Consider the following 12436-nt stretch of genomic DNA (forward strand, 5'->3'; position numbering starts at 1 on the left):
CGATGATGGGCACCAGCAGCCCTTGCGTGCCCAACGCCGGCAGCAGCAGCGCCATTGCCTCGGCCGTCTCGGCCTTGGGCAGCACCACGCCAGCAGCGCCCTGCGCCACCAGCTGCGCCAGCGCCTGCAGGTCGCCATCAAACCAGGGCGTGCCATGGGCATTGATGCGCACCAGCACGCGGGCGCGCTCTGCTGCCTGCAGCTGGCCAAAGGCGCCCAGCAAGGCGGCGCGGGCGCCTTCCTTGTCCTGCGGCGCCACCGCATCTTCCAGGTCCACGATCACCGCATCGGCCCCACTGGCCAGGGCCTTGGCAATGCGCTCGGGGCGGCTGGCCGGTACAAATAGCCAGGAGGTGGCGGTGGCGAGCGGATGCGTGTTGAGAGTCATGTCCATCAGTCTTCCGTTTATCAAAAAAGGGGCCCATGGCCCCTGCTCCTGCGCGGGTGAACGCCAGGCTTATTCGGCGGTCACGCCGGCGGCCTTGATCACCGTATTCCAACGCTTCACTTCCGATTCCAGCAAGGTCTTCAGGCTCTGCGGCGTGGCGCGGTCCGGGGTGACCAGCTCGCTGCTCAGGTCGGCAATGCGCTGCACCACGACGGGGTCCTTCAAGGCCACATTCAAGGCAGTGTTGATCTTGGTGATCACCTCGGCCGGCGTACCCTTGGGGGCGTACATGCCGTGCCAGACCTTGACATCAAAGCCCTTCAAGCCCTGCTCATCGAGCGTGGGGATCTGCGGCATGGCAGTCAGGCGCTGGGGCGTGGTCACGCCAAACACCTTGACGCGGTTGCCGTCCTTGATGACCGGCGCGGTCTGCGTGGTCTGGTCGCAGAGCAGATCGACCTGGCCGCCCATCAAGTCATTCATCGCCGGGCCCGCACCCTTGTAGGGCACGGTGGTGAGCTTGACGCCCGCCTGGTACGCGAACAGCATGCCGCACAGCTGCGAGACCGCGCCAATGCCGGCATTGGCCAGCGACACCTTCTCCTGGTTGGCCTTCACATAGGCCATCAGCTCCTGGAAGTTGTTGGCCGGAAAGTCCTTGCGCGACAGCAGGGTCATCGGCACATCGAGCACCTGGCCGATGTACTCGAAATCCTTCAGCGGGTCATAGGGCAGCTTCTTGTACAGCGATGGTGCCGTGGCCATGCCCATGTGGTGGATCAGGATGGTGTAGCCATCGTTCTTGGCGCGGGCCACGCGCGCCGGCGCAATCGTGCCGCCTGCGCCCACGGTGTTTTCCACCACCACGGTCTGGCCCAGCGATTTGCCCATCGGAATGGCCAGCATGCGCGCCACCACATCGGTAGGGCCACCGGCCGAGTAGGGCACCACCAGCACCACCGGTTTGGTCGGCCAGTCCTCCGCCTGGGCGTTGAGGTGCAGGCCCAGGCCGGTACAGGCCATCACGGCGGCAGCGGCTGCTGGGGTCAACAAGCGAAAGCGCATTTTTGTCTCCTGGTCTTGGGAAGGGTACATCGCCCATCCCGGTATGGGGTGGGGGCCCGGTCGGGCCCCCGCGTCGCAGCCACCCAGCTTCGGCGCTGCTGCTTTCTTTATACGGCCAGCAACAGCTTTTCGACCCTGGTCCAATCCCGTACTTGCCACAGTTTCTGCACCGATTGCTGCATCTGCGCGGCGGGCACGGCGCGGCTGAATTCGCCCAGGCGCAGCGCCTTGTCGGTCAGCTCCTCGCGGCTCAATGTGTTGCCCGGGTCGCCCTTGGGCTCGTCCACCCGGCCTTCCAGCACGCGGCCATCGGTGGTGGTCACGGTCACCTTGCCAATCCAGCGCTGCGGGTAGGCGCCGTCCACCTCGGGGTCGAGCACCATGCGCACCTTGTCGCGCAGCGCCATCGTGTCTTCGGCGCGGAATTCGTTGTCGAACTCGTTGAGGCCGGCAAAGCCAAAGCGCGCGGCCAGTGCCAGCACCGTTCCCATCGAGAATTTGCTCTGGTGCACCGTGCTGGGGTCCACCACGGGGCCCAGCACATCGATCGCGGCCTGGTGCACATGGGTCACCACCTCGGCAATGTCCGACACCTTGAGCTGGTGCGCGCGCACCACCTGCAGCAGCGCATCGGCGGCTGGGTGGGTGTGGCGGCAGGAGGCATGCCATTTGAACGAGGTCTCGGGCGTCGCCCAGCGCGTGCCCAGGCCATCGACCAGGCGGGCCGGGTCGCTGTCGCTGGACATGCCAGCGGCCATGCCCTGTGCGCCGCAGAAGATATCGGCCGCGCCGGTAAAGCCATCCTTGGCCAGGTAGGCGGCCATCAGGCCGGCGCCAGCGGCATGCGCCGTGTGCAGCTGCTTGCTGTCGGCCGCGGTGCGCAAGAACTCCCACAGGCCTGCAGACTGCGTGCCGGCCGAGCCAAAGGCATGCAGCATTTGCTGCGCATTGAGGCCCAGCAGATGGCCCACGGCCGCCGCCGCTGCCAAGGTGCCGGCCGTGCCGGTGGTGTGGAAGATCTTGTAGTGCGAGCGGCCCAGAAACTCGCCCACGCGGATGCCCACTTCATAGCCGGCGATGCAGGCGGTCAGCAGCTCCTTGCCGGACTTGCCCAGCGCCTGCGCCACGGCCACGGCCGGGGGGAAGACGACCGCTGCCGGGTGGAACACCGAGCCGTTGTGCACATCGTCCTGCTCGGCCACATGCGAGGCGGCGGCATTGGCCATGGCCGCCAGATAAGGGCTGCTGCTGCGGCCCTCGGGGCCGATCACTTCGGCCGGGCCTTGGGCCGGGCCCTGGCCCAGTGCAAAGCGGGTGATGCTGGCCACGGGGCGGGCATTGTGGCCGGCGACCACCGAGCCAAACCAGTCGACCCAGAGGTCTTCGGTTTTCTGCAGCACGGATTCGGGAATGTCGCTGTATTGCAGCTCGGCCGCAAAGCGGGCCAGTTGGGCGGCGGGCGTGGGGGATGAGGTTGCTGTGGTCATGTTCTTGTCTCTCCAACAGATAGCATCAAAGGCCGGAGGCCTTGCGCACTGCGGCCAGCGCATCGGCCGGCAGCTGCAGCGCATCGAGGATGGCGGCCGTGTGCTCGCCCACCGCAGGCACCGCATCCATGCGGTAGTCGTACTGGTTGTTGCGCCCGGGCGGCAGCAGCGCAGGCACCGTGCCCACGGGCGTATCCACCTGCGCAAAGCGCTGGCGGGCCAGCAGCTGCGGGTGCGCCCACAGGCCCGCCATGTCGTTGACATGGGCGTTGGCAATACCGGCTTCGTCGAGGCGCTGCACCACATCGCTGGCATGGAGCGCGCCAAAGATGCGCAGGATCTCGGCCTGCAGCTCGGCGCGGTTGGCATTGCGCTTGGCATTGCTGTCAAAGCGCGCATCGGTCGCCAGCGCCGGTGCCAGCAACACCTGGTCGCAGAAGATCTTCCACTCGCGCTCGTTTTGCAGGCCCAGCATCACCGTGCCGCCATCGCCGGCCACAAAGGGGCCATAGGGGTAGATGCTGGCATGCGATGCGCCGGTGCGCGGTGGGGGCGCGGCGCCTTCAAACGCGTAGTACATCGGGTAGCCCATCCACTCGCCCAGCGCTTCGAGCATGGACACATCGATATGGCTGCCCTCACCCGTCTTGCCGCGCAGCAGCAGGGCCGAGAGGATGTTCGTGTAGGCATACATGCCCGCCGCAATATCGGCCACCGAGATACCCGATTTGCTCGGCGTCTCGGGCGTGCCGGTCACCGACAGAAAGCCCGCCTCGCTCTGGATCAGCAGGTCATAGGCCTTCTTGTCGCGGTAGGGGCCGTTGTCGCCATAGCCGCTGATGTCGCAGACGATCAGGCGCGGAAAGGCGGCATGCAGGGCCTCGTAGGACAGGCCCATGCGCGCCGCAGCGCCCGGTGCCAGGTTCTGCAGCAGCACATCGGCCGAGCCCAGCAGCTGCTTGAGCGCCTCCAAGGATGCCGCATCCTTGAGGTCCAGCGCCAGGCTTTCCTTGTTGCGGTTGAGCCAGGTGAAATGCGAGGACTGGCCGCGCACCCGGCTGTCATAGCCGCGCGCAAAATCGCCGCTGCCCGGCCGCTCCACCTTGATGACGCGCGCGCCCAGATCGGCCAGCTGGCGCGCGCAAAAAGGCGCAGCGACTGCGTGCTCCAGCGATACGACGGTGATCCCGTCCAATGGTCTGGTCATGAAGACTCCGGTTGTCTGTTTTTCTCGCTGCGTTGCGCCATCAGAACGAGCGCGGCAGGCCCAGGATGTGCTCGGCCACGTAGGAATAGATCAGGTTGGTCGAAATGGGCGCCACCTGGTAGAGGCGCGTTTCGCGGAACTTGCGCTCGACGTCGTATTCGCAGGCAAAGCCAAAGCCGCCGTGGAACTGCAGGCAGGCATTGGCCGCCTCCCAGCTTGCCTTGGCCGCCAGGTACTTGGCCATATTGGCCTGGGCGCCCATGGGCTCGTGCTTGTCAAACAGCTCGCAGGCCTTCCAGCGCATCAGGTTGGCCGCTTCCACCTCGATGAAGGCATCGGCAATCGGGAACTGCACGCCCTGGTTCTGGCCAATCGGGCGGCCAAACACCTCGCGGTCGCGCACATAGTTGGTCACGCGGTCGAGGAACCAGTAGCCGTCGCCAATGCACTCGGCAGCGATCAAGGTGCGCTCGGCGTTGAGGCCGTCCAGGATGTACTTGAAGCCCTTGCCCTCTTCGCCGATCAGGTTCTCCTCGGGGATCTCCAGGTTCTCGAAGAACAGCTCATTGGTCTCGTGGTTGACCATGTTCAGGATGGGGCGCACGGTCAGGCCTTTTTTCTCGGCCTCGCGCAGGTCGACCATGAAGATCGACATGCCTTCGCTCTTTTTCTTGACCTCGGCCAGCGGCGTGGTGCGCGCCAGCAGAATCATGAAATCGCTGTGCTGGATGCGGCTGATCCAGACCTTCTGGCCGTTGATGACGTACTTGTCGCCCTTCTTGACGGCCGTGGTCTTGATCTTGGTGGTGTCGGTGCCGGTGGTGGGCTCGGTCACACCCATCGATTGCAGGCGCCATTCGCCGCTGGCGATCTTGGGCAGGTACTTTTCCTTCTGCGCGGTCGAGCCATGGCGCAGCAAGGTGCCCATGTTGTACATCTGGCCGTGGCAGGCGCCGGAGTTGCCGCCGCAGCGGTTGATCTCTTCCATGATGACCGAGGCTTCCGTCAGGCCCAGGCCGGAGCCGCCGTATTCCTGCGGAATCAGCGCGGCCAGCCAGCCGGCCTTGGTCAGCGCCTCGACAAAGGTTTCGGGGTAGGCACGGGCCTCATCGACCTTGCGGAAATACTCATCGGGGAACTCGGCGCAGAGCGCACGGATGGCATCGCGGATTTCGGGGAAGTTGTTGGAGCCGGTATGTTCGATCATGGTTCTGGGTCGGGCGTTGGGGGTGGCGGCGCTTTCAGCGTCTGCGCCACCCGCCGGTGTTGGGAAAAGCGTTGTTGGTTGCGGCGCTCAGCGGATCTTGGCGGTGGCCTGCATCGTGAGCCAGCCCTCGTGGTCATGCGCCCAGAGTTTGATGGTCTTGCCATCGTCCTGGGGCTCGCCCAGCACGGTAAAAGGATGCAGATCAAAGGTGGGGCGGATGGCCTTGAACGAGAAGTCGGTCAGCACGGCATCCGGCGCATTGCGGCGCAGCAGATCGACCAACAAGGTTGCGATCAGCGGGCCATGCACGATCAGGCCGGGGTAGCCCTCCTCCTGCGTGACATAGCTGCGGTCGTAGTGGATGCGGTGGCCGTTGAAGGTGAGCGCCGAGTAGCGGAACAGCATCACCGGGTCGGCGGTGATCTCGCGCTTCCAGGCGGCCTGCGTCTGGGCGGCCGTGGGCTGGGGCACCGGGTCGCTGGGCTGGGCGGCGGCGCGGTAGACGATGTCATGCTCCTCGGTCAGCGCCAGGCCCCGGGCATTGCTATAGCTGTGCTGCACCAGCACAAACAGCAGCTCGCCCGAGCGGCCCACCTTGTGGTCCACCGAGGCGATGCGCGAGACGCGCTCGACACTCTCACCAATGCGCAGCGGGTTGTCTGCCTGCCACTGCAGGCGGCCACCGGCCCACATGCGCCGGGGCAGCGGCACCGGGGGCAGAAAGCCGCCACGCGCCGGGTGGCCATCGGGCCCCAGCAGGCTTTGCCGCGCCATCGGCAAAAAGTTCATCCAGTGCCACAGCGGCGGCAGGCTGTCGCCATCCTGGGCCGGGGCATCATCGCGGTCCAGGGTGGCCGACAGGCCCGCCGCGGCCGTGCGGGCCACCAGGTCCTGCATGGTCTCGGTCTTGTTGATCCAGCTTTGCAAATGGGCGACCTGCTCGGCAGAGAGCGAGGCGGCAGAAGGTTCAGGGGTTTGCGACATGGTGGCACTGTCGCAGGCTGCGCCCGCCAGCGCAATCGCAGAGATTGGAACCTCTCCTTTTACAGCGGTGAAGACAGCGGGTGAACGCGCATTTGTGAGCCAGCCGTTTCAGTTTGCCAAAGCCCTGCCTACGCATTTGCGAATTGGCAATGCGCTTAATGGACGGCATGCTGGTGGCATTCATCGACACACACAGATCCAAGGAAAAGCAGACATGTCCACCATGCTCGAAGGCAAAGTCGTTATCGTCACCGGTTCTGGCGGCGGCATCGGCCGTGATATGGCCCTGGCCATGGCCCAGCAGGGCGCCAAGGTCGTCGTCAACGACATCGGCACCTCCACCACCGGCGAAGGCCATGACGACGGCCCCGCGCAACAGGTCGTCAACGAGATCAAGGCCGCCGGCGGCGAGGCTGTCGCCAATACCGACAGCGTCTCGGACGCCAATGCCGCGGCCAAGATCGTGCAATGCGCACTCGACAGCTTTGGCAAGCTCGACGGCATCGTCAACAACGCCGGCATCCTGCGTGACCGCTTCTTCCACAAGATGAGCGTGGACGAGTGGGACGCCGTCATCAAGGTTCACCTCTACGGCAGCTACTATGTGGCGCGCGCTGCGGCCAACCACTTCAAGGAGCAGGAGAGCGGCGCGATGGTGCACATGACCAGCACCTCCGGCCTGATCGGCAACTTTGGCCAGGCCAACTACTCGGCCGCCAAGCTGGGCATCGTCGCGCTGTCCAAGAGCATTGCGCTGGACATGGCCAAGTTCCATGTGCGCAGCAACTGCATCTCGCCCTTTGCCTGGAGCCGCATGATCGGCTCCATCCCCACCGACACGCCCGAGCAGCAGGCCCGTGTGGACAAGCTCAAGCAGATGACCCCCAACAAGATCGCGCCGCTGGCCGTCTACCTGCTGAGCGACCAGGCCAAGGATGTGAACGCCCAGGTGTTTGCCGTGCGCAATAACGAGATCTTCCTGATGAGCCAACCGCGCCCCCTGCGCTCGGTGCACCAGGGCGAAGGCTGGACGCCCGAGGACATCGCCTCGCATGCGATGCCGGCGCTCAAATCCTCGTTTGTGCCGATGGAGCGGTCGGGCGAAGTATTCAGCTGGGATCCGGTTTGACTTGGACTTCCCCCTGAGCCGCTTTGCGGCTTCCCCCTTCTCTCACGCTGCGCGTGGGAAGGGGGACGGCACCCTCCGGGCGGGAGCGGCCCTTCGTCGGTGCCAGTTAGATCGGCTCTGCCAGTTTTTGGCGTGGCGTACGGTAGGTCGGGCGGTTATCTAACAACGCGGCCCTATAGGTGTGCTCTGATCGTTTCATAGATGCCCTTCGGTGGCGTTGCAAAACCTCCAGAACAGCCTCCTGCGCACATCCCGAGCCAATCCCGAAGCGCCGTTTCCCTTCCGCCTTCGCACCACAACAACCCCAGAGACAACGACCATGACCATCAATTACCAGCAACTCAAGGACCGGCCGTTTGCGCCGGTGCACCAGGATTATTCGCAGCGCGACACGATGCTGTATGCGCTGAGTCTGGGGGTGGGCAATGATCCGCTCGATGCCCGCAATCTGCCGCTGGTCTTCGAGGGCATGGTGCAGCCGCTGCAGGCGCTGCCGACGATGAGCTCGGTGCTGGGCTATCCGGGCTTTTGGGCCAAGGAGGCGGATACGGGGATTGACTGGGTCAAGCTGGTGCATGGCGAGCAGCGCACCACCATCCACCAGCCGCTGCCGGTGGGGGCCAAGGTGGTGGGCAAGACGCGGGTGACGCGGGTGATCGACAAGGGCGCCGGCAAGGGCGCGATTGTGGTGAGCGAACGCAGCCTGGAAGGCGAAGACGGCACGCGCTATGCCACCTTGGAGCAGGTCACGTTCTGCCGGGGCGATGGCGGCTACAGCGAAGCGCTGGGCGGCCAGCCCAGCGATACCTCGCTGCCGGCACTGGCGCCCACGCCCGATACGGCGCCGCGCTGGACCTATACCCACACGATCCGCCCCGAGGCCGCCCTGCTCTACCGCTTGATGGGCGACTTCAACCCCCTGCATGCCGATCCCAAGGTGGCGCAGGCGGCAGGCTTTGACAAGCCCATCCTGCACGGGCTGGCCACCTACGGCATGGTCTGCCATGCGCTGGTGATGACCGCCTGCAACGGCGATGCCAGCCTGCTGCGCAGCATGCATGCGCGCTTCTCGTCGCCGGTGTTTCCGGGCGAGACCTTGCGCACCGAGGTCTGGCAGGAAGGCGATGCGCTGCAGTTCCGCGCGCTGGTGGTCGAGCGCGGCATTGTCGTGCTCAGCCATGGCAATGCCAGCGTAGCCGCCCAGCCATGAGCGCGGCCCAAGGCCGGCAGATCGCGCTGGCCGATCTGGACCTGGCGCAGTTCATCCGCGCGGGCGACAGCATCGTCTGGGGCCAGTCTGCCGCCGAGCCGCTGTCGCTGATCCAGGCCTATGTGGCCCAGCGCCAGCGCTTTGCCCGCACCAGCGTTTTTCTGGGCATTGGCGGCGCAACCACCTTGCAGCCCGCGCATGCCGATGCCATCGACATGCGCGGCTATGCCGCTGGCGGCTCGCACCGCACGCTGGGCATGGCCGGTGTGCTCGATCCGATTCCCTGCCACTATTCGCAGATTCCGCAGCTGATCGCCAGCCGCCGCATCCCCATTGATGTGGTGTTTGTCCAGGTCTCGCCGCCCAATGCCGACGGCGACTGCAGCCTGGGCCTGGCCCATGACTACCTGGTCACTGCCATGCGCCATGCGCGCTGCGTGATCGCCGAGGTCAACGCCGATGTGCCCTGGGTGGCAGGCGCCAGCCTGCGCCTGGCCGATGTGGATGCCTGGGTGCAGAGCGACCAGGCCGTGGTCGACGTGCCTGCCGGCAAGATTGGCCCCGCTGAAGAGGCGATTGCGCAGCTGATCGCCAGCCGCGTGGAAGACGGCGCCACCTTGCAGCTGGGCATTGGCAACCTGCCCGATGCGGTGCTGCAGGCGCTGCAAGGCCACCGCGATCTGGGCGTGCACAGCGGCACCATTGGCGACCGCGTGGCCGACCTGGTGGAAGCCGGTGTCATCACCAATGCGCGCAAGGGCATCGATGTGGGCACCAGCGTCACCGGCCTGCTGATGGGCAGTGCCCGCACGCGGCGCTGGGCGCATCACAACGGCGCGCTGCGCATTGCCGGCACCGACTACACCCACAACGCCCGGGTGCTGGGCCAGACCCAGAAGCTCACCGCCATCAACTCGGCGATCGAGGTGGATCTGACGGGCCAGATCAATGCCGAAGTCGTGGCGGGCCAGTACCTGGGCGCAGTCGGCGGTGCGATGGACTTTCTGCGCGCCGCTGCCGCCTGCGATGGCGGCCTGCCGATTGTGGCGCTGCCCTCCACCGCGCGCGGCCAGTCGCGCATCGTCGCGCAGCTGTCCGGGCCGGTTTCCACACCGCGTGCCGATGCCGGGCTGATCGTCACCGAACACGGCATTGCCGACCTGCGCGGCCTGAGCCTGGCCCAGCGTGTGCGTGCGATGCTGGCCATTGCCGCACCTGAACACCGAGAGCTGCTGGCGGCCCAAGCGCGCCAGCAGCTGAATTGACTGAATTTTTCTGGAGAGATTGAAATGCGTAAAGCCGCCATCGTCACCCCCTTGCGAACCCCGGTAGGCACCTACGGGGGCAGCCTGCGCCCCGTCTCGGTCGAGGACCTGGCCGCCACCACGGTGCGTGCCGTGGTCGAGCGCAGTGGCATCGATCCCAGCCGCATCGACGATGTGGTGTTTGCCCAGTCTTACGCCAGCAGCGAAACGCCTTGCGTAGGCCGCTGGGCCGCGCTGCAGGCCGGCCTGCCGGTGGAAGTGCCCGGCATGCAGCTCGATCGCCGCTGCGGTGGTGGCCTGCAAGCGGTGGTCACCGCCTGCATGATGGTGCAAAGCGGCGCCGCCGATGTGGTGATCGCCGGTGGTGTCGAGAGCATGAGCAATATCGAGTACTACACCACCGATATGCGCTGGGGCAAGCGGGCAGGCAGCGTCACCATGTATGACCGCCTGGACCGGGGCCGCGAGCGCTCGCAACCGGTGGAGCGTTTTGGCGTCATCTCCGGCATGATCGAGACCGCCGAGAACCTGGCGCGCGACTATGGCATCAGCCGCGAAGAGGCCGATGCCTTTGCGCTGCGCAGCCACCAGCGCGCTGCTGCCGCCTGGCAGGCCGGCCGCTTTGATGCCGAGGTGGTGCCCGTCAGCGTGCCGCAACGCAAGGGTGAACCCACGCTGTTCAGCCGCGACGAGGGCTTCCGCGCCGATGCCACGATGGATTCGCTGGGCAAGCTGCGCGCCTTGATGAAGGGCGGCACCGTCAGCGCCGGCAATGCCAGCCAGCAAAACGATGCCTCGGCCGCCTGCCTCATCGTCGCTGAAGACAAGCTCCAGGAGCTGGGCCTGACGCCGATGGCCAGCCTGGTGGGCTGGGCCGCCGCTGGCTGCGAGCCCTCGCGCATGGGCATTGGCCCGGTGCCCGCCGTCAAGAAGCTGCTGGGCAAGCTGGGCCTCTCGATGAACGACATGGACCTGGTCGAGATCAACGAGGCCTTTGCCTGCCAGGTGCTGGCCGTGCTGCAGGGCCTGGAATGGAATGACGCCGAGCGCCTGAATGTGAACGGCTCGGGCATCTCGCTGGGCCACCCGATTGGCGCGACCGGTGTGCGCATTCTGGCCACCTTGCTGCATGAGCTCGAACGCCGCAAGGGCCGCTACGGCCTGGAGACCATGTGCATCGGCGGCGGCCAGGGCATTGCCGCCGTGTTCGAGCGCTACTGAGCGCCAGCCCCCCACCGCTTACAAAAACCAGGAGACAAGACATGACCCTCATCCACCGCCGCGGCCTGCTGGCCGCCACGGCCGCAGCCGCCCTCAGCCTCTGCGCCTCTGTCCATGCCCAGGGGGGCCTGGGGTCGGGCGCGCCGGTGCGCCTCATCGTCGGCTACTCGGCCGGCGGCCCCGTGGACCAGGGCGCACGCCTGCTGTCCATCGCGCTGTCCAAGGAGCTGGGCAGCACCGTCGTGGTCGACAACAAGACGGGCGCCAACGCCACCCTGGCCGGCAACGAAACCTCGCGCGCCAACCCCGATGGCCTGACCCTGTGGTTTGCCGCCAGCCCCACGATCACCATCAGCCCCAATGTGATGCGCAAGATGCAGTTCGACCCGGTCAAGGACCTGACCCCGATCGCACCGGTGCTGAGCTACTACAACGTGCTGGTGGCCAACAACAACGAGCCCTTCAAGACCACGCAGGCGCTGGTGGACTATGCCAAGGCCCACCCCGGCAAGCTCAGCTATGCATCGGCCGGCGTCGGCGGCTCCAACCACCTGGGCACCCTGCTGTTTGCCAAGCGCAGCGGCATCGACCTGAACCATGTGCCCTACCGGGGCAATGCACCGGCGATGACTGATGTGATGGGCGGCCAGATCAACATGATGATGGACATCATCAGCACCGCTGGCACCTATATCCACGGCAAGAAGGTGACGCCGATTGCCGTCACCTCGCCCCAGCGCAACCCGGCGCTGCCCGATGTGCCGACCTTTGCCGAAAGCGGCATCGAAGGCCTTAAGGGCTTTGATGTGGGCGGCTGGTATGCCGTCTACGGCCCCAAGGGCATGTCGCCCGAGCTGCAGACGCGCCTGAACAAGGCGATCAACGCCGCGCTGGCCCAGCCTGAGTTGAAGGCCAAGTACAAGGAGCTGGGCTACGACGAATGGACGGGCAGCCCCCAGACCCTCGTCGAGCGCGCCGCCAAGGAACGCCAGATGTGGTCCACCGTGACCCAGGGCATTGTGGTGGACTGATAGGACCCAAGATGGAATTTCGCATTCACCAGTTTCTGGACCGCTGGCTGCAGGAGGCCCCTGACCGGCCCTTCATCTACCTGCCGGACCGCACCCTGAGCTATGCCGACCTAGGCCGCCTGGTCGATGCACTGGAGGCGGAGCTGCGCGCGCTGCAGGTGCGCAGCGGCGACCGCGTGCTGGTGGTCGCCGAGAACTGCCCCGAGCATGCCGCGCTGCTGCTGGCCTGCAGCCGCGTGGGC

Annotated in this window: 12 protein-coding genes; 6 read left to right on the forward strand and 6 right to left on the reverse strand. The window is 66.0% G+C overall.

Annotated features, from left to right (window positions below):
- The 6 genes from H928_RS0104220 to H928_RS0104245 form a co-directional block, all read right to left on the reverse strand.
- The coding region (locus tag H928_RS0104220; RefSeq protein ID WP_239644881.1) for an aldolase/citrate lyase family protein at nt 1–394 on the reverse strand (394 nt) is incomplete at its 3' end.
- Nucleotides 395–457: 63 nt separating this feature from the next.
- Nucleotides 458–1411, reverse strand: a complete 954-nt coding sequence (locus H928_RS0104225; RefSeq protein ID WP_052329736.1) for a tripartite tricarboxylate transporter substrate-binding protein — start codon at nt 1409–1411, stop codon at nt 458–460.
- A 149-nt stretch (nt 1412–1560) separates the two neighbouring features.
- On the reverse strand, nt 1561–2940 hold the full coding sequence (locus tag H928_RS0104230) for an MmgE/PrpD family protein (protein ID WP_021025397.1): 1380 nt from the start codon (nt 2938–2940) through the stop codon (nt 1561–1563).
- Nucleotides 2941–2965: 25 nt separating this feature from the next.
- Nucleotides 2966–4147, reverse strand: a complete 1182-nt coding sequence (locus tag H928_RS0104235) for a CaiB/BaiF CoA-transferase family protein (protein WP_027010538.1) — start codon at nt 4145–4147, stop codon at nt 2966–2968.
- Nucleotides 4148–4187: 40 nt separating this feature from the next.
- The gene (locus tag H928_RS0104240) at nt 4188–5354 is read right to left on the reverse strand and encodes an acyl-CoA dehydrogenase family protein (protein ID WP_021025399.1); all 1167 of its coding nucleotides are present in this window, start codon (nt 5352–5354) and stop codon (nt 4188–4190) included.
- Nucleotides 5355–5441: 87 nt separating this feature from the next.
- Nucleotides 5442–6338, reverse strand: a complete 897-nt coding sequence (locus tag H928_RS0104245; protein WP_021025400.1) for a MaoC family dehydratase N-terminal domain-containing protein — start codon at nt 6336–6338, stop codon at nt 5442–5444.
- Nucleotides 6339–6561: 223 nt separating this feature from the next.
- On the opposite strand from H928_RS0104245, the gene H928_RS0104250 reads away from it, so the two are divergent.
- The 6 genes from H928_RS0104250 to H928_RS0104275 form a co-directional block, all read left to right on the forward strand.
- A complete protein-coding gene (locus tag H928_RS0104250) occupies nt 6562–7467 on the forward strand; it encodes an SDR family NAD(P)-dependent oxidoreductase (RefSeq protein ID WP_027010539.1) in 906 nt (301 codons plus the stop codon).
- A 319-nt stretch (nt 7468–7786) separates the two neighbouring features.
- Nucleotides 7787–8677, forward strand: coding sequence for a MaoC/PaaZ C-terminal domain-containing protein (locus H928_RS0104255; protein ID WP_021025402.1), 891 nt, complete (start codon nt 7787–7789; stop codon nt 8675–8677).
- Complete coding sequence (locus H928_RS0104260; protein WP_021025403.1) at nt 8674–9942, forward strand: acetyl-CoA hydrolase/transferase family protein; 1269 nt, start codon at nt 8674–8676, stop codon at nt 9940–9942. The genes H928_RS0104255 and H928_RS0104260 overlap by 4 nt, the downstream gene beginning before the upstream one ends.
- Before the next feature lie 24 nt (nt 9943–9966).
- Nucleotides 9967–11163, forward strand: a complete 1197-nt coding sequence (locus H928_RS0104265; RefSeq protein ID WP_021025404.1) for an acetyl-CoA C-acetyltransferase — start codon at nt 9967–9969, stop codon at nt 11161–11163.
- Nucleotides 11164–11204: 41 nt separating this feature from the next.
- Nucleotides 11205–12194, forward strand: a complete 990-nt coding sequence (locus H928_RS0104270; RefSeq protein ID WP_021025405.1) for a tripartite tricarboxylate transporter substrate binding protein — start codon at nt 11205–11207, stop codon at nt 12192–12194.
- 11 nt (nt 12195–12205) lie between these two features.
- Nucleotides 12206–12436, forward strand: a 231-nt coding sequence (locus tag H928_RS0104275) for an AMP-binding protein (protein WP_027010541.1), incomplete at its 3' end; no start/stop codon positions are given.

Source organism: Comamonas sp. B-9, assembly GCF_000410635.1.
GTDB lineage: Bacteria > Pseudomonadota > Gammaproteobacteria > Burkholderiales > Burkholderiaceae_C > Comamonas.

Excerpts from the sequence above, each read along its gene's own strand:
- H928_RS0104225 (WP_052329736.1), bottom strand. The coding sequence starts at position 1,411 with ATGGCCTGTACCGGCCTGGGCCTGCACCTCAACGCCCAGGCGGAGGAC.
- H928_RS0104230 (WP_021025397.1), bottom strand. The coding sequence starts at position 2,940 with ATGACCACAGCAACCTCATCCCCCACGCCCGCCGCCCAACTGGCCCGC.
- H928_RS0104235 (WP_027010538.1), bottom strand. The coding sequence starts at position 4,147 with ATGACCAGACCATTGGACGGGATCACCGTCGTATCGCTGGAGCACGCA.
- H928_RS0104240 (WP_021025399.1), bottom strand. The coding sequence starts at position 5,354 with ATGATCGAACATACCGGCTCCAACAACTTCCCCGAAATCCGCGATGCC.
- H928_RS0104245 (WP_021025400.1), bottom strand. The coding sequence starts at position 6,338 with ATGTCGCAAACCCCTGAACCTTCTGCCGCCTCGCTCTCTGCCGAGCAG.
- H928_RS0104250 (WP_027010539.1), top strand. The coding sequence starts at position 6,562 with ATGCTCGAAGGCAAAGTCGTTATCGTCACCGGTTCTGGCGGCGGCATC.
- H928_RS0104255 (WP_021025402.1), top strand. The coding sequence starts at position 7,787 with ATGACCATCAATTACCAGCAACTCAAGGACCGGCCGTTTGCGCCGGTG.
- H928_RS0104260 (WP_021025403.1), top strand. The coding sequence starts at position 8,674 with ATGAGCGCGGCCCAAGGCCGGCAGATCGCGCTGGCCGATCTGGACCTG.
- H928_RS0104265 (WP_021025404.1), top strand. The coding sequence starts at position 9,967 with ATGCGTAAAGCCGCCATCGTCACCCCCTTGCGAACCCCGGTAGGCACC.
- H928_RS0104270 (WP_021025405.1), top strand. The coding sequence starts at position 11,205 with ATGACCCTCATCCACCGCCGCGGCCTGCTGGCCGCCACGGCCGCAGCC.